This is a genomic window from Coleofasciculus chthonoplastes PCC 7420 (assembly GCF_000155555.1).
GTDB lineage: Bacteria > Cyanobacteriota > Cyanobacteriia > Cyanobacteriales > Coleofasciculaceae > Coleofasciculus > Coleofasciculus chthonoplastes_A.
The window spans coordinates 116,573-133,946 of record NZ_DS989851.1 but is presented as its reverse complement, the minus strand read 5'-3'; the positions used below and the strand labels follow the sequence as shown (position 1 = coordinate 133,946).

The 17,374-nt window shown below is 44.4% G+C and carries 11 protein-coding genes; 3 read left to right on the top strand and 8 right to left on the bottom strand.

Features of this window, described 5'->3' with window-relative positions:
• The first annotated feature begins 5 nt into the window (after positions 1-5).
• The 3 genes from MC7420_RS16440 (at position 6) to psbA (ending at position 5,992) form a co-directional block, all read left to right on the top strand.
• Positions 6-3,092 (top strand): hypothetical protein, encoded by a 3,087-nt coding sequence (locus tag MC7420_RS16440; protein WP_006101633.1) that lies wholly within the window; start codon positions 6-8, stop codon positions 3,090-3,092.
• A gap of 157 nt (positions 3,093-3,249) precedes the next feature.
• Positions 3,250-4,767: an MBOAT family O-acyltransferase gene (locus MC7420_RS16435; RefSeq protein ID WP_006101715.1), complete on the top strand. Its 1,518-nt coding sequence runs from the start codon at positions 3,250-3,252 to the stop codon at positions 4,765-4,767.
• A gap of 142 nt (positions 4,768-4,909) precedes the next feature.
• Positions 4,910-5,992 (top strand): photosystem II q(b) protein, encoded by a 1,083-nt coding sequence (gene psbA / locus MC7420_RS16430; protein WP_006101755.1) that lies wholly within the window; start codon positions 4,910-4,912, stop codon positions 5,990-5,992.
• Between the two features lie 365 nt (positions 5,993-6,357).
• Here the strand turns inward: psbA and MC7420_RS37000 are convergent, their stop codons facing one another.
• From MC7420_RS37000 to MC7420_RS16390, 8 genes are all read right to left on the bottom strand, one after another.
• Entirely contained in the window at positions 6,358-6,651 is a 294-nt protein-coding gene (locus tag MC7420_RS37000) for an OsmC family peroxiredoxin (RefSeq protein ID WP_006101661.1), read from the bottom strand.
• Between the two features lie 456 nt (positions 6,652-7,107).
• Positions 7,108-9,777: a sensor histidine kinase gene (locus tag MC7420_RS42570; RefSeq protein WP_006101622.1), complete on the bottom strand. Its 2,670-nt coding sequence runs from the start codon at positions 9,775-9,777 to the stop codon at positions 7,108-7,110.
• Complete coding sequence (locus tag MC7420_RS16420) at positions 9,770-10,888, bottom strand: VWA domain-containing protein (RefSeq protein ID WP_006101733.1); 1,119 nt, start codon at positions 10,886-10,888, stop codon at positions 9,770-9,772. The genes MC7420_RS42570 and MC7420_RS16420 overlap by 8 nt, the downstream gene beginning before the upstream one ends.
• Positions 10,881-11,840, bottom strand: coding sequence for an AAA family ATPase (locus tag MC7420_RS16415; protein WP_006101771.1), 960 nt, complete (start codon positions 11,838-11,840; stop codon positions 10,881-10,883). The genes MC7420_RS16420 and MC7420_RS16415 overlap by 8 nt, the downstream gene beginning before the upstream one ends.
• Positions 11,833-12,960: a hypothetical protein gene (locus MC7420_RS16410; protein ID WP_006101837.1), complete on the bottom strand. Its 1,128-nt coding sequence runs from the start codon at positions 12,958-12,960 to the stop codon at positions 11,833-11,835. Before MC7420_RS16410 ends, MC7420_RS16415 begins: the two co-directional genes overlap by 8 nt.
• Before the next feature lie 167 nt (positions 12,961-13,127).
• Complete coding sequence (locus MC7420_RS35280; RefSeq protein ID WP_006101791.1) at positions 13,128-15,338, bottom strand: GAF domain-containing protein; 2,211 nt, start codon at positions 15,336-15,338, stop codon at positions 13,128-13,130.
• 30 nt (positions 15,339-15,368) lie between these two features.
• On the bottom strand, positions 15,369-16,454 hold the full coding sequence (locus MC7420_RS16395) for a hypothetical protein (protein WP_006101730.1): 1,086 nt from the start codon (positions 16,452-16,454) through the stop codon (positions 15,369-15,371).
• Positions 16,455-16,474: 20 nt separating this feature from the next.
• On the bottom strand, positions 16,475-17,374 hold a 900-nt coding region (locus MC7420_RS16390; RefSeq protein WP_063712018.1), incomplete at its 5' end, for a trypsin-like peptidase domain-containing protein.

Genomic DNA, 17,374 nt, shown 5'->3' with positions numbered 1-17,374 from the left:
GGAGTATGTCACAGGAAAAATCAGCCGCCATTATCAATTCAGGTAACAAATTTGTGATGTTGGATGTCGAAGAGCGCAACTACAACAATCATCCGTCCTCTTTGGCTCAATGGGTATACGATGCCATCGGTCAACCGGGGGTGTGCCTGAGAGTCCGGTTACGAGGGAATAATTTACATATTCTTTGTGAAAGCCGTGAACGTATTCCCGCTCAAACAGTCGTCAATCGCTTACTCCAAGCTCTTAAAGCTCAGCCAGAAACGACGAGCTTTCCGCTCGATCTGGAAACTCCGATCTACCAAATTATTATCTACGGGCGTCAAGTTTCCCAATCACGTCCGGAATGGGTCAAGGAAATTCGCCTCAACACCGATACCCATGACACTGAATCTCGTCCTGAGTCCTCGTGGGAAACAACACCCGCTCAGTCAGCGTTTGTCATCTCCCATGAAAGTCTCGCCCGTTCGGGTTCCCCAGACGCGATCGCTCGGTATCTCAGTGCTAATCTGAGTCATTTGGGTGTGAGTGTCAATGTCCAGATTCAGGACTTGCCAACGAAGGACAATCGAGAACAGTCCCTCGTCAAGCAAAAACCCAAAATTCCGTCCCAATCCTCACAACCTGATCATCGGCGGCTGTGGGTGATCTGTACGTCGAACTATAGCCCGGATGTGGCATTACTGTCTGAACCTATTGTGCAGCAGTTACGCTCGCTGGAACTGACTGAGTTTAAAGACGCCGCCATCAGCGCTCAAGTGCGCGGAGAAGCCAAACCAGAATGGATGGTGCGGTTGGATTTGACGCCCTCTGACGTGATGCTTAAGGATTGGGCGCGTTGGGGAGATGTGGAAGCGATCGCCACCCTATCAAATCAAATGCTAGCGCGAGTGGGGATGACGGTGCGGGCTGTCTTGAAAGAAACTACCCTACATCTGTTTTGCAGTGCCTTGGATCTGGGCAAAACCCCAGTTCCTGACCAAACCACTGCCATGAATGCGATCGCGCCTCTGCTCAAATCATTAAAACCCCAAGGGATTAAAGCGGCAACCATTTATGGCGTTGAATCGGATTACTTTTCCCTCGAACCTGAACCGGAAAAACCCGTCTGGGTGGATTGGGTAACCTTACCTGCGAGTGAAAAACCCCAACTCGCCTCTTCTAGCTATACCTTGGGGCAACAAGGCAATCTAAATGCCCTCACCTTTTTACTACAACGGTTGCTCAATCCCGATTTGGATCAGCGACTAGCCACGGGTGGGATTCAGCTCAAAGTGCGTCGTCAACACGACTTGCTGCACATTATGAGTGAAGCACCGCTATGTCCCTCTAAAGCGCAAGTGAGCCTACCCATTGTACGGCTGCTGCGTCAGCTTGCCATCCATAATATCGCTGGAGCCCGGATTTACGGACGTTCTGCTGGCTCAACCTCTCCCGCCTGGAATTATGGGGTAGATTTTAGCGAACGCCGACGGTTGACCTCAGAATCCACTCCCGAATTTGTTACCTCTAATACAGACATTAGCGAGTTAGTTGTTCCCACCGAACAATCGTTATCGCGTCAGCATAAACCAGACACAACGCTTAAAGATGATTTACAGCGTAGGTCAAAAACCGCCGTTGGCACAATTGGACGCTGGTTGTGTTCGACCCAGCTTTTTGTCCCCACCCCAGACAATCAACGTGTCACCGTCGATACCCAACGTACCAGTTCTGAATCGTCACAAGCGGTTAAAGTGTCATTGGTGTGGGGGATTATGGGCTTATTGCTGATGTTTTTGATTGATCGACCCGTTGGTCGCATCCTGCAACCCCAAGGCAGTTTACCCCGGCGAGATGCGGCATCAGCCGCAGAGGAGTCACCGATTCCGGTAGATTTGACTGAACTCTCGTTGCAACAGGATAACAATCAGGATGCCGAAGACTTCAACGCCTCTGGGTTTACCCGCGAAGGAGATAAAAGCATTATCATTGATGATTCCTTACCCTCGGAGCGAGGAGATGCCACGCAAGCGGCGATGTTAGCCCTCGCCCGTTCCTCGAATCCCCCGTTTAATAACCAACTGCTCGACCAAAAGTTAGCCCTTTACCAAGAGCGCCTGCAACAAGGAAATCGCCCTGATGTGTTAATTATGGGCAGTTCCCGAGCCATGCGCGGTATTGATCCGGTGGCATTAGAAGAGGCATTAGCGGTGGAGGGATATTCAGGCATTGATGTGTTTAATTTTGGCATTAATGGTGCCACGGCTCAGATTGTAGACTTAATGACGCGCCGGATTCTCACCCCGGATCAATTGCCGAAATTAATTATCGTGGCAGATGGCGCTCGCGCCTTTAATAGTGGTCGAGTGGATGCTACCTTTGAGGCGATCGCAGATTCAGAAGGTTACCGTCAGCTTAATGCTGGCACATTCCCCAATACCCCAGGTCAGCAATCCGCCCAAGCCAACCAAACCTCCCAGCCGTTGACCGCATTAAGCAGAAGTTATCAATCCCTTGACGAGGGAACGAATCAACTTTTGGCAGGACTATCCTCAACCTATCCCCAACGAGATCAACTCAAATCCCTATTGAGAGATCAGTTTGTCTCCTTGGTGAAAACCTTGCCCAATGTCTCCAGTTCTACTGAACCCGAGCAAGGCTTAGACCAGGATATGTCCATTGATATGGATGGCTTCCTGCCCTTATCCATTCGCTTTGACCCAGAAACGTACTATCAGAACCATCCCAGAGTGGCGGGGGCGTATGATGGCGATTATCAATCCTTCCAGCTTCGGGGTAAGCAAGATCAGGCATTTGATGCCCTGTTAACATTTGCTCAGGAACATGACATTACTGTGGTTTTTGTGAATCTACCCTTGACCAACGATTACTTAGATCCCGTTCGTCTTAAGTACGAACAGCAATTTAAGCAATACATGCACGCGAATGCTGTCGAACGGGAACTCATTTTTCGGGATTTAAGTGGATTATTACTCGGCAAACCCGATCATTTTTCTGACCCCAGTCATCTGAATCGTTTCGGCGGGTATGAAGTGTCTAATCAGTTGGCGAAAGACCCGATGATTCCCTGGGCATTATTAGTTGGGGATTAGTTATTGGTCATTGGTCATTTGTCGTTTGGAAACTGTAGGGGCGACCCGCTTGCTCTAATTTCCAACACTAATCCTTCAATTAGGTCGGGTCGCCCATTGCCCATTGCCCATTGCCCATTGCCCATTGCCCATTTCCTATTCCCCATTTCCTAAAAAAATGGCATTTATCTCCATCACTTACGGGTTGTTTCTGCTAGGTGTCCTGCTTATTTACTGGAGCCAGCGTTCTTCATCGTGGCGATTATGGGTACTGCTAATTGCCAGTTTGCTTTTTTATAGCAGCTTACAAATTCAATACATTCCGCTGCTCTTATTGGTGGTTTGGCTGAATTTTTACTTGGGGCAGAAAATTGCGGTCAATACATCCCCTGGATCGCATCTCAACAATAACCATCTCTCCAATGAAGAGTGGTTAATGGCACAAGAGCTTTGGAATCAGCAACGTTTGAGACTCTTGTGGCTAGGGATTGGATTAAATATTATCTGTTTGGTCAGCTTCAAGTATGTCCCATTTATCCTGACAAATATCTCCGCCCCCTTGAATTTACCCGTGGCGCGAGAGGGGGCAAGCTGGATTAGCGATCGCTTAATTGCTCCATTGGGACTTTCGTTTTTTGTTTTTGAATGTATTGCCTATCTAATTGATGTGTATCGAGGTGCACCCGCGACGCGCCAAGGTTTACAATTTGCGACCTACAAATTGTTTTTCCCGAAACTCATTTCAGGACCTATTACTCGTTACCATCAGTTTGCTAGCGAATTTAAAGATATCCAATTTCCCAGTTTTGATCGCCTGAGTGAGGGGCTATGGTTGATTGCCAGTGGTGCAGTAAAAAAGGCGCTGTTGGCGGATCGCATCGGGATTTTTGTTGATCTGTGTTTTGGCAACTTAGAACGGGCGGGTAGTGGTGATTTGTGGCTGGCTATTTTTGCGTATGGATTACAACTGTATCTGGATTTTAGCGGCTATGTCGATATTGCCCGGGGGAGTGCTATCCTCATGGGATTTAACCTGCCCGAAAACTTTAATTTTCCTTACTTTAGTACCAGCATTGCTGATTTCTGGCGGCGCTGGCATATTACGTTAGGGGATTGGATTCGCAACTATCTCTATTTTCCCTTAGGTGGGTCACGTAAAGGATTAGGGCGAACCTGTCTAAACTTGTTTGTGGTCATGCTGATTATTGGCATTTGGCATGGTGCGGCTTGGGGATTTGTCGTGTGGGGAGGATTGCATGGTTTGGCTTTGGTGGTGCATCGCTTAACCCAAACCCTATCAGAGCGCTTTGCTTGGTTAAAAGGATGGTGGCAAACGGGATTCGGGGTGCTAATGGCGTGGGCAATTACGCAATGGATGGTGTTCATGTCTTGGATTTTCTTCCGGCTACCTAATCTCAAACAAGCTGGCTTTGTCATCCAGAACCTCTGGGGTCAACCCGCTGATGTGCAGTTTGCCGAAAATGTTTATTTGACAGCCTTTGGCTTAGAACGCTTCGAGTTTACACTGCTGTTAGTCATCGTTGCCCTGTTCATGGCGGGTGTTTATGGGATTTATCGGGGTTTGAAGTTACAACTCAACTGGCCCCTGAAGTTGCTCTTGGTACCGCTGTGCCTTTATGCCGTGTGGTTATTAGCGCCTGAAGGCGGTTTACCTTATATCTACTTTGATTTCTAATCTATAAGTCTAGCTTATAAAAACTATTCAATTAATTAATAAAACCAGTGGAAGATTCAAATGAATATGAATACCATTAAAGATGAGGCAAAAGTTTTGCCTTGCTTCAATCGAATCATGAAGTAATAGCACTAATCGAATTATGACTACCACAGTACAACGTCGCGAAAGCGCGTCTTTGTGGGAACGGTTCTGTAGCTGGGTGACTTCCACCGAAAACCGCCTCTATGTAGGCTGGTTTGGTGTACTGATGATCCCCACTCTCTTAACCGCCACCACCTGCTTTATCATCGCCTTCATCGCCGCTCCCCCCGTGGACATCGATGGAATCCGCGAGCCTGTTGCTGGAAGCTTACTGTACGGTAACAACATCATCTCTGGTGCTGTTGTTCCTTCCTCCAACGCCATCGGCTTGCACTTCTATCCCATCTGGGAAGCTGCTTCCTTAGATGAGTGGCTTTACAACGGTGGTCCTTACCAGTTGGTAGCTTTCCACTTCCTCATTGGCGTCTTCGCCTACATGGGTCGTGAGTGGGAACTCTCCTACCGCTTAGGTATGCGTCCTTGGATCTGCGTAGCTTACAGCGCACCTGTAGCAGCAGCCACCGCCGTGTTCCTCATCTACCCCATCGGTCAAGGTTCATTCTCCGATGGAATGCCTCTGGGCATATCTGGAACCTTCAACTTCATGTTCGTGTTCCAAGCTGAGCACAACATCCTGATGCACCCCTTCCACATGCTCGGTGTGGCTGGCGTATTCGGCGGTGCCTTGTTCAGCGCCATGCACGGTTCCTTGGTCACCAGCTCTCTGGTACGTGAAACCACCGAAGTTGAATCTCAGAACTACGGCTACAAGTTCGGGCAAGAAGAAGAAACCTATAACATCGTTGCCGCTCATGGCTACTTTGGTCGGTTAATCTTCCAATATGCTTCCTTCAACAACAGCCGTTCTCTGCACTTCTTCTTAGGTGCATGGCCCGTGGTTGGTATCTGGTTCACAGCACTGGGTATCAGCACCATGGCTTTCAACCTCAACGGATTCAACTTTAACCAGTCAATCCTGGATTCCCAAGGTCGTGTAGTCAACACCTGGGCAGACGTACTCAACCGCGCCAACTTAGGATTTGAAGTAATGCACGAGCGCAACGCTCACAACTTCCCCTTAGACTTGGCGGCTGGTGAAGCTACTCCCGTAGCTCTGACTGCTCCTAGCATCAACAGCTAATTCTCTGATACCAAGTTGCAGTCTAAGGTAGAATCTGTCATGCTGAGCAAAACGCAGTGAAACGGAGTGACGCGAAGCATCTGCCCAGATTCTTCGCTTCGCTCAGAATGACATGATAAAACGCAACTTGGTATGAATCTGAATAGAGATTCGGTAAGTAGGGTGGGCATCCCCACCCTACTTTTTTTTATTACAAATTCAGAAAAAATGCCCTCCCACCTCCTTGACTGAGGTGAGAGGATGTCAAATCCTTACTGTTCCGAGATGTTGAAACTATTGCCTATTGCCTATTGCCTATTCCCTCTCCTTACCACAAAACTTATTCAGCAGACCCTACTTAGTTAAAGCCGCATCAAGTTCGATTTCTACATTTTGACGCAAGGCATTAGAAATTGGACAAGCGAGCAGAATGCCTGCGTTTGAAGACTTTCAGCTTTATAGCCTTTTTCTGCCAAGGTATGGGCAAGCGCCATGGTGTAACAAGCCGCATGGGAAGAGGCAAGCAGTTCTTCAGGATTTGTACCTGGGGTATCCTCGAAGCGCGTGGAAAAGGTGTAGGGAGTATCGTTGAGAATATGACTTGATGCATTAATGTGACCATTGCCACTTTTCAAGTCGCCATTCCATTGTGCTTGTGCTGTTCGGGTTAGTGTAGTCAAACTCCTACCTCCTAAGTTGTATTGAAGTGATGTTTTCTATTTATTGGTAAACGCTGTTGCGTGATTCACATCATTAGCCAATTTATAGTAGGAGTTATGGGTAGCAACTGCATGTGTCACAAGGTAGATTCTGTCTGATTAAGCTGAAATTACCCTCTGACAAATCGCTACACTGTATACCTATCTTGGCTTAGGGCGATTAGAAGAAGCTGAATCGCTCCGAACTGAGTGGGTAACTATTCCTTCGCGTTTATCCTTCTATCGTCAATCGGGATGGGGGGAACTTCAGCTTAATAAAAAAGCCCGAAACCCTTGCGGTTACAGCATTGCTATTATGGGCAATTCACCGGACTTGATATGAGCGATCACACCAATTACAACACCATGTAGGGGCACGGCAATGCCCACCGGAGGAGTCTCTACAAATTTATAATGTCCTAACTGTCTTGGCGGTTACTATACGTCAGCACGGGTTTGAGTTCTGAGCGGAATCTCAATTATAAATTCCGTCCCTAGTCCGGGTTCAGACACGCAAGATAACTGCCCACTGTGTCCCACCACAATTTGATAGCTGATAGGCAATCCCATTCCTACACCTTGACCAACTGGCTTAGTCGTAAAAAAGGGATCAAAAATTCGAGATACTATTTCCTGACTCATGCCAGAGCCATTATCAGCTATCCGAATCATCACATTTTCCCCTTGCACTGAGGTAATTATCCGAATAGTTGGGGGTTGTTGCCCAGATTGCTCTCCGGGGCTATGGGATTCTTCAAGCGCCTCAATCGCATTAACAAGAATATTCATAAACACTTGATTGATCTGTCCGCGATGGCACTCCACTAGAGGCAGGTTAGCGTACTCTTTGATTATTTCAATGCCAGGATGTCCATCGTTTGGTTTCAACCGATGATTCAAAATCATCACAGCGCTATCAATGCCTTTATGGATGTCCACTGGCTTCATGGATGTTTCATATGAGCGGCAGAAAGTCCACAGCGATTGAACCAACTCGCGAATTCGTTCAGTTGAACTCTTCATGGATGAGAGTAACTTAGGAAAATCACTGATTAAGAAATCGATATCATAACTCTCTAGTGCTTCCTGAATCTCTGCCGGAGGATTAGGGTAGTGCTTTTGGTATAAATTAATCAGGTTCAACAGGTCTTGTCTGTATAGACTAGCGTAGTCTAGATTGCCGTGGGTAAAACTTATAGGATTATTTATTTCATGAGAAATAGCAGCAATCATCCGTTCTAGGCTGGACATTTTCTCCGATTGAATCAGTTGTACTTGGGTTTGTTGCAGTTCTCGTAGTGTCCATTCTAGTTGTGTTACTTTCTCTTCCGCTTTTACTTCATTTTGTTGTAGCCTGTTAAGTGCTTGCCTATGAACAGTTGTCTGTTCTACATCTGCTAACCATTCCAAAAGTCGAGGTGAGACAACTGTGATATCCTCCTTTTGGATATCACTTCCTATTTCTTTTTGCTTAACTTTTATCTCTAATGCCTGCTTATCTCTATAGGATATCTGTGCTAATATCGGAATCTCAATTATAAATTCCGTCCCCAGCCCGGGTTCAGACACGCAAGATAACTGTGCACCATACCCCACCACAATTTGATAGCTGATAGGCAATCCCATTCCTACACCTTGACCAACTGGCTTAGTCGTAAAAAAGGGATCAAAAATTCGAGATACTATGTTCTGACTTATGCCAGAACCATTATCAGCTATCCGAATCATCACATTTTCCCCTTGCACTGAGGTAATTATCCGAATAGTTGGGGGTTGTTGCCCAGATTGCTCTCCGGGGCTATGGGATTCTTCAAGTGCATCAATCGCATTACCCAGAAGATTCATAAACACTTGATTGATCTGTTCGCGATGACACTCCACTAGAGGCAGGTTGGCGTACTCTTTTATTATTTCAATGCCAGGATGTCCATCTTTTGGTTTCAACCGATTTCTCAAAATCATCACAGCGCTATCAATGCTTTCATGGATATCCACTGGCTTAATAGCTGTTTCATCTGAGCGGCAGAAAGTCCACAGCGATTGAACAATTTCGCGAATTTGCTCAGTTCCACTCTTCATAGATGAGAGTAACTTAGGAAAATCACTGATTAAGAAATCGATATCATAACTCTCTAGTGCTTCCTGAATCTCTGCCGGAGGATTAGGGTAGTGCTTTTGGTATAAATTAATCAGGTTCAAAAGGTATTGCACGTATTCACTAACGATGACCAGATTGGAGTAGATCAAGTTTATAGGACTATTGATTTCATGATCAATGCCAGCAATTATCAGTTTTAGACTGGACATTTTCTCAGATTGAATTAGTTGTGCTTGGTTTTGTTGTAGTTCTCGTAGTGCCAATTCTAGTTGTGTTACTTTCTCTCGCTCTACTACTTCATTTTGCCGCGAATCATAAATGATATTTTGCTGAATGATGGTTTCATCTATATATCCATAGATACTCTGAGCTAATAGTCGTGAATTATTGACCAAATATTTATATTTGGTTTGCTGATTTGCTCGCTCAAGTGGTTCTGCCAGTATTTCCAATACGTTAATAATTTGAATTTGCTTTGAAAGACTGAGGAGATACTCTTGTTGAGATAAAACTGACTCCAGGAAATCAATGAGTTCTTCAATTACCCTGTCGGGGTCGATATAAGCTTTAGCAATCCATTGTTGAGTGCAAACTACTTCTGATCGTATCTTCAAGCCTGACTTTTTCATTAAGTAGAACTGTAAAAAATCCGCTAATCTAAACGGACGTTCCCAACCAAACTGATTCTCCAGCTCCACCAATAAAACTTCCCTTATCGACGGCTCGACTTCAAACAAACCCTCATCAATAGGACGGCACAGAGGCGAGATGATAAAATCAACTTCAGCTACCCAAGGAATTTGTTCCTTTTCAAGAAAATTGATATGGATTAAGTTAAGAAGTTCTGGAGTTAGAATCAGAGGCAAGGCGGCATGGCAAGCTAACATTAAATGCTTAGAGCCAAATCGTCGTTCAAACGCCAAGACTTCCCGTACTGCTAACTCTGAAGGCAGCCATTGTTCCCTAACTAGACTGGGAGACGTAATAATCTCTTCAAGAGTCTTACTCATCAATACCAACTCCCGCAGGGAAGGGATTCCCCCGCAAAATATTCACTGCATCATTCAAGCCCTCTCGGTCTAAGGGAAACATCGGCACCATGCAGGCGATATCTTCTGCTGTTGTTGCTTTCCACCGAGTTTGAGGCATAGGATTTAGCCAAGCGTAGAGGTAGGTGTAAGCGCTGAGGGTTTTGAGAAAGGATTTAGTCTCTGCGACTCGTTTTCTATCGTAATAGCCACGGGCTGATCCCGCGTCGCTGATAATCAGTACACTATTACCCTTGACTTGCTCATCCAAAACGGCTTCCAGAGCCAAGCTATTAGTCAAGCTAGGGCGTTGATAGAGTAACCCTTCTGGACAATCATGAAAATAGTAGAGGCTAGTCTTACCGAGTAGTCCTCCTCGTAAAATACTCTCAATTGCTGCTTCAATCAGGGGAGCAAAGGGAGCCATTGAACCCTGCTGATCTACTAACACCACCAATCGGGCTTGGTTTCGACGGCGAGGCTGCAACAATGGACGTAGCAATAAGCCAGAGCGACTGATGCTGTTAATCGTGCCTTCTACATCTAACTCTTCTGGGACACCTACTCGTTGAGGACGGCGCAGTTGCCGCCATACCCCTGCCATATCTCGCGGACTAATTGGTAGACGTAGTGTTAATTGATAGTAATAGGGTTTCTCGGTTAGCTCACTCTTCAACTCAAATGACTGACCCACAGATCTAGAAGGTAATGTTACCGTGACCTGTTGTGGTTTTAGCTCTTCCTCTAGCTCTGGTTCTGGTTGGGGTTGAGGTTCAGGCTGATTAGGAGTTGGCTGAGGCGGAGCAGTTAAAGGTGTAGAAGGAGGCTGAGATGGACAAGTGGGTTTAGGTGTGGAGATAGTTTGCAATTGGGGTTCTACCAACTCTGCAAAAGCCAGATCGAATAGCTCTTGGTCTTCCCGTGATTTTGCCCAGAGCAAGCGGCACAATCCCTTAAAGCTGGCAGCATCTTCTAGTCCTATCCCCGCTTGAATTGTCTCAATTACCTCCAGATAATCCGAGACCCCCAACGGTACACCCTGCCTGCGTAACCGCTCAAAGACTTGAAAGAGTGATGAATCTAGCTCAGCCATTCTGTGTTCTTAGCTGCTTGAGGGCTTCGCGATCGCTCTGAGTTTTCACCAGAGTCTCCAGATGGGGCAGATTCACCGCATGAGTGCTTTCTAACTCTTTCGCTGTCAGCTTTTTAGCCTGCTGCTCTCGTTCCAAAATTGCTACCCAATCCAAAAATTCACTGGTTCCCGGTATTTTACGCCAACTCTTCAATTCCCGCAGTTGCCAAAACTTTTTGAGGGCTGCTTCAAATAAGGGAGTGAGCTTGGGTTGAAAATGGCTTTTGAGAATCTGCTTCAGGGTTGCTTGATTGGGAAACTCAATGTAGTAAAACAGACAACGGCGCAAAAAGGGTTTGGGCAGTTCCTTCTCGCGATTACTGGTGACGATGATTAGAGGCAAAAATTCTCTCCGTTCCTGCCGTTTTCTGCCCTTCAAGGCATCAAACCTCATCTCCGGCACCTCTTTGACTTGGAATTGTAGCCGATCGAGTTCCAACAGTAAATCATTGGGAAAATCGATATCCGCCTTATCAATTTCATCAATCAGTACCACCGAGGGGATATCATTTTGAGATTGCGCGATCGCATTCCCCAACTCTCCCAAGGTGACATACTCCTGGCGCGATCGAGCTCTAGTCGGATTATCCTCTACTTTTCCCTCCTGAATATCATACAGCCGCCCCAAAGCATCATAGTCATAGAGTAAATCCTGCGCCCGACTGGTAGAGCGAATATAGCAAGTATGGAGCGGAAAACCCAGTTCATAAGCCACTGCATAAGCCAGTCGAGTTTTACCACACCCAGGATCACCTTCCAGCAATAAGGGACGACGCAGGTATAGAGCGGCGTTGACTGCATCAGCTAGAGATTTAGAGGCGATGTAAGGCTCTCGCTCTTGCCATGCATCAGGGAGTGGTTCATAGCGACACTCTCCCTTGCCCGTGTACAATCGTTTTGCTAAGTCATCCATAGAGTCTAGAGCCTCCTTGTAACTCCTGAACGATCTGGTTTATTTCTTGATAAGTCCCGATTAAGTCCCCATTCCCACACTGTCTTTCTAGCCTGTCAAGATAATATTCAATCAAATTTTCCTCAATTCCTTCCATTCTGAGCTTGCTGCGAAACCAAGGCAATAAATCACACAATTTAAACTTTTTCGGATTTGGCAAGGCAGTCAATCCAGTCAATCCAGTTAGAGGACGTTTGCCAACATTAGCCCAAACGATAACCAAACAGCGGCTCTGATTTTTCAAGCAGGGTGAGACAGAAGAACTTATATTTGCCCAAAAATCCTCAGCTAATGATTTCATGATTTTCTCTGGAATGTCGTAATTCCAGATAATTAGCATAATATCAGTGTTTCCTTGAGCATTAAATAGCTCGGTAAAGTATTCAAATTTGTACTTATTGAGAAATTCCCGTTCTATGTCAGTTGAGGTTAAAATGCTTTTTCGGTAGAGTCGGATTTCTAACCGTTCATTCTGACGCTCAGTTTTCTGTTTCAACTCTCGCCGCAGCCGCTCGATGATGTACTGTTCCAGAATTGTGTTATGACCCCCAACAGCAAAGACAAAGGCTCCCTCATATCCCACTTGTTGCCTGAATTTTGCCATCTGAGCTTCTAGGTCATAGTTGATGATTACACCTCGGTCTACTTTGCTGGGTTGTTGAACTGGAGCCACTGTGGGGGATTCTTTACGTCCTTGAGCCAGCAGGTTAGCAATTTTATTTCGTTGCGACTTCTGAGTGCTAGAGGTCTGCTGTTGCTCCCATTTCGTAATAACGTGGTTGATAAAACTCTTTTCTTCTAAAGATGAAATTATATCGAGCTGACTGATATGTTCTAAAAAAACGATTAATCCTAATCTTTGTGCTGCATCAATAGTGATATGAATTTCTGAAAGTTGTCGGTAAAGGATAGGAACAAACTGTAATGAGGGTTTATCTAACGGAATCAAACTACAGTACTTTCCTAAGCCACAGTTCGTTAGCAAAGCATTGCGAAAGTCTACATCAGACGTTTGCAGGACTATGTTATTGATGAGGATTTTCTGGAGTTGGTTAATCTCTCGATAAGTTAGGAATTTCACTTACTTTTATTTAGCTGAGTGTAGTTTAATTTCTCCCCTGAAGTATAGATTCCACATGGAATGCCTTTTTCTGCATCTCCTCAAATAATTCAATTTTATAGAGACGAGTACCCGCTGCGGAGTTGAATGCCTTTAGAAGGTTTTCATCTTCCTCTGTAAAGCTAGCTTTAAAGCACTCTGGTGCTTTGGGCCAATCCCTTATCAGCATTCACAAGTCTCTGTGCTGCCTTCCTCACCCTCATGCATATTTCTTCGGGTTCTGGAGTACTCTTACTAACTAAACGTATTGCTTGTTCAAGCCTTGATTCTCGTTGCTGTTTGCGTATTGTTTTATAAAGGTCGTTGAATCCTTCTATAAACTTCAAGATGATGTGAGATACTTCTTCAAATTTTTTAGGATCTGTATTGGTAAATCCCTTATCATCAACTCTCATTGACAAGGAAACATTGGGATTAAGTGCAGATTTAGCAAATTTTAACTTGTTTAAAAATTCCACAACAGCTACTAATTCATTTTGTGTATTAAAAAGAGGTATAGCTAATATATTGTAAGTACGATAGCCAGTTATTTTTTCTTTTTCTTTTGCTACATGAGAACGTGGATCGTTATAAAAATCAGCTACATTGACAAACTGTCCTTTGTTTTTCTTAGCTGCCTCACCCACAATTCCTTGGCTGTGAGGCAGCCTAATCTCTATAGAACCTATCTCTTCGTCTTCAATGATTGACCAAAATTCTTGCTTTTGTTTATCTAACAAGAAAAAAGTTACCCGGTCAGCACGCAATTCTTGTTTAGCTAGTTCGGCAATCTTATTCAAAAATTCAAATAGAATATTATCTCCTTTATCTGCTATAGATTGATTGGTTTTCTGAATAGCAGCAGCAATGTGATTATTCAGGGCTTGCATTCGCTTTTCATCTTCTTGAGTAAAGCTATCTTGAAAGCACTCTGGAGGATTTGTCGCTAAATCTTCTTCAGCGTCATATTGAATAGCTACTCCGGGTTTAATTTTATTGACCAATTGCAGCACTCCAACTAATTCTTGATCAAAACTCAAAACAGGCATACACATCAGACTACAAGTGCGATAACCAGTCTCTTGATCGGTTTCTTTAGACTTTCCTGACTCTGGATCATCATATAGATCAAAACGAATGTTAAGAAACTGGCGATTTTTGGCGGTTTTGCCAACGTAACCTTCTCCAACTGGTACTATCTTTTCCTGTAAAGATCCATTTTTTGAAGGGAACATTGCCCATAATTCTGTGGTTTGGTGATTTGTTAGCCATAAAGTAGTGCGATCTGCACCCATAAATTCTCTTGCAACTCTCATTACCATTTGACGAGTTTCTTCCAAGTCATGACACTTTTGACTCAGATTTTGCATGGCTTGTGTAAACCGGATAACTTCTTGAAATTTCTGAGTTATTTTATAAAACCCTTGGAATTCCTTCAGAATTGGTCGAATTTTGGTAGCAAATTGGTTAAGCCTTTCTTCATCCTTTTCTGTAAAACCATATTCATCAATTCTTTTGGCAAGAGCAACTCCGGAATTATCCAGATATTTTAATTTATTAACTAACTGAATAACAGCAACTAAATCTTTCTGCTCACTATCCAATAAAGGATAAGTCAAAAGATTGTAGGTTGGATAACCCGTCCTTTTGTATTGCTTTTTAGTTTCAGAAGAGCTATCACACTCAACACGATCGCTCCTCTTAGCCTTCTTCTCTTTTGCAACTTTGCCTGCAAACCCTTCACCTAGTCGAACTTGAATTTCTAAAGATTTACTTCCATCGGCAATGATTGATGATAGTTTTTCAGTTTCATTTAAAAAATAAATAGTAATCCGATCAGCCCCAAATAGTTTTTTCATTTGAGAGGTGATATGTTCTAGAGCTTTATAGATAATGTCATTGAAACCCGAATTATAAACCTTGTCCAGTCCAAGTTTTAAAATCTCCTGTTTAAGATTATTGATAATATCTTTTAGCTCTAAGATAATTTTGTCTGATTCTTCATCGATTATTGAATTCCTGTCTAGCGGCTTCGGAGCATAGTTACCAATAATATCTTGAATAAAATTTTTGTCTTCCTCATGTAAACTGGAGTCAAGCCTGCTAATATATTCCAAAAAAACGACTAAGGCTGATCTTTCAGAATTCTCGACTGTAGTGTAAGCCTTTGAAAGCGTAGACCAAAGACTAATAAAGAACTTGTCCGAAGGTTGATCTAACTGAACAGAACCACAAGAGCTGTCTAAACCACAGATGCTTAGGAAATTACGGCGCTCATCAGCCGTCTGAAGTAGCGAACTCTTCGTTATAATTTGCTGAAGCTGACATTTTTTTTTGATATTAATTTCCTGGTGAACCATTAAAATTCCTCAGTCGATACACCCTACTGTTCAAAACAATGTTTCTAATGCTGCCAATTCCACCTCTGTCTCTGCATCAAACACTGGCAAAGGTCGCTGCATGATGGAATAGAGCGATCGCTTTTGTACTGTTACTCCTTGTAAACCAATCTCACGCAGATGATCGCGAATTTTCAGAACCATGTTTCGGCGATCAGCCTTTGTCAAATCAGGACTGCGAAAAATTTTTGCCTTGATCGCAGGAAAGAGGATAGCTTTTACCTTTTTATATTCACCTTTAAACACAGCATCCTGAGCCTGGTAAACCAATTCCTTTATCTGGGTCAACGACTCCCAATCTTGAGCTGCACGCTTTTCTATCCGGAATAGCATATAGCTATAACCTTCAAGCGGTTTACCATCGCGCACAAACACCTTAGTTTTGCCCGGAGATCCCACCTTCAGGCTGTCATTCGTCACACACAGATTATCAGGATTAATCTGGTCTTCTTCTGCCAAGATAGCGACGAAATAACCTGGTTTGAGGTCATTATCCCCCCCACCACCAGCAGCTGAAAAAGTTTGTTGATACCCCAACTCTAACAGACCTTCCCCAGCACCAATTAAGTCTTCAATCCCGCGATATACAGGTTCTGCTAAATTCACCACGGTTGAGAGTTCTGGTACTGGCAGTAACTCTGAAAACCGCCCCATCGTTTTGATAAATTTGCCAATGGGGTCACTATTTACCATACTGAACAATCCAGCTTGTAACTCCACCAAACCATCGTTATAGGGAAACAAGGGGGTCAACGGATAGTTACATTGAATGACTTTATTTAGATTGTCTTTCGATAGTTTTTGCAGGTGTCCTGGCTCCGCCAGATAGGGAATCGTAACCAACTGACCGCCATGATTGAAGCGAATCGCCGCATGAACGACCGGATACCGTTCCCTAAACCAATCCACATCTCTGGCTAAACGCATCTCAACTAACCACAAACGACAGTAGGCTTCCCCCGCGTTTATTGGTGTGGTATCGTAATCTACATCAATCCGATACTCCGGTAAGAAAAGGGCTTGATACTTCGGCGAGTCTCGCCTGAAGGTTTCTGAGAAGTTTTGCCACAAGCTCATTAATCACTTCCTTGCCAATATCAAGATAATTCAGTTTGAATGTATTGCCAGAAAGCGCGAAGAGGAACACCAGATGTAGTTCCTGCCTCAAGCGATCGACCCGCACGTCCTATACCCAGGTTTCCCCGATGAATAGCCACTAATTGCCAATCCCGATTAAAAATTGGCGCACCAGATGAACCCTCATCGGTACTGATGTTGTGGTCGATGTACTCCTCTCCCACTTGCACAATCTGACCCAAGCCAGAAATTACAATATGCTGTCCCCGTGGATGGTGAATCAGACGAATTTCCTGACTACTATCTAGTATGGCATTGATGCAGTTAGTTATCCGTTGTCTCGGCTCACCTTTTACTTTGAGCAAAGCGTAATCGAGTTGATTACAGAGTATTCGCTTATCCAGATCGAGTTCAAAGACATCTGAGTCTAAGGAGTAGCTCCCGAATGTGTAGTTAAAACGTACCCAGGCTTCTTGCACCTGACTTTTGCTGAAAATGTGGTTACAGGTGAGCAGCAGATTCTTGCCGATTAAAACACCAGTACCAATACCTTGTCCTTTGGGGGACTCAATTCTGCCAACTGCATTACGAGCTGCTAAAGCCTTAAAATTTTCCTGTCCCTGCTCAACTAATCGAGAGAATAAAGCAACATCTTGATCAGCTAGTCCATAGAGCGGAGCGAGTTCGCATAGGTACTTGAGTAGACTCACCATCGGGTGATAATTCAAGCGCCGATTAGAGATGGGATAAATTTTAAACGCTGCGACTAACGCTGGAGCAAATTTAGTGGGTGTTGCACCCAGTTTCAGATTGCTTAGAAGAGCAATATCGACACCAGCGCTCTCCAAAACCTCTTGGCGTTCACTGGCATCGTTAACCTTAATAGCAAATCGGTTTAGCGCTAACATTAAAGGTGTAAC

Excerpts from the sequence above, each read along its gene's own strand:
- MC7420_RS16395 (WP_006101730.1), bottom strand. The coding sequence starts at position 16,454 with ATGAGCTTGTGGCAAAACTTCTCAGAAACCTTCAGGCGAGACTCGCCG.
- MC7420_RS35280 (WP_006101791.1), bottom strand. The coding sequence starts at position 15,338 with ATGGTTCACCAGGAAATTAATATCAAAAAAAAATGTCAGCTTCAGCAA.
- MC7420_RS16440 (WP_006101633.1), top strand. The coding sequence starts at position 6 with ATGTCACAGGAAAAATCAGCCGCCATTATCAATTCAGGTAACAAATTT.
- MC7420_RS16415 (WP_006101771.1), bottom strand. The coding sequence starts at position 11,840 with ATGGATGACTTAGCAAAACGATTGTACACGGGCAAGGGAGAGTGTCGC.
- MC7420_RS42570 (WP_006101622.1), bottom strand. The coding sequence starts at position 9,777 with ATGAGTAAGACTCTTGAAGAGATTATTACGTCTCCCAGTCTAGTTAGG.
- MC7420_RS16435 (WP_006101715.1), top strand. The coding sequence starts at position 3,250 with ATGGCATTTATCTCCATCACTTACGGGTTGTTTCTGCTAGGTGTCCTG.
- psbA (WP_006101755.1), top strand. The coding sequence starts at position 4,910 with ATGACTACCACAGTACAACGTCGCGAAAGCGCGTCTTTGTGGGAACGG.
- MC7420_RS16420 (WP_006101733.1), bottom strand. The coding sequence starts at position 10,888 with ATGGCTGAGCTAGATTCATCACTCTTTCAAGTCTTTGAGCGGTTACGC.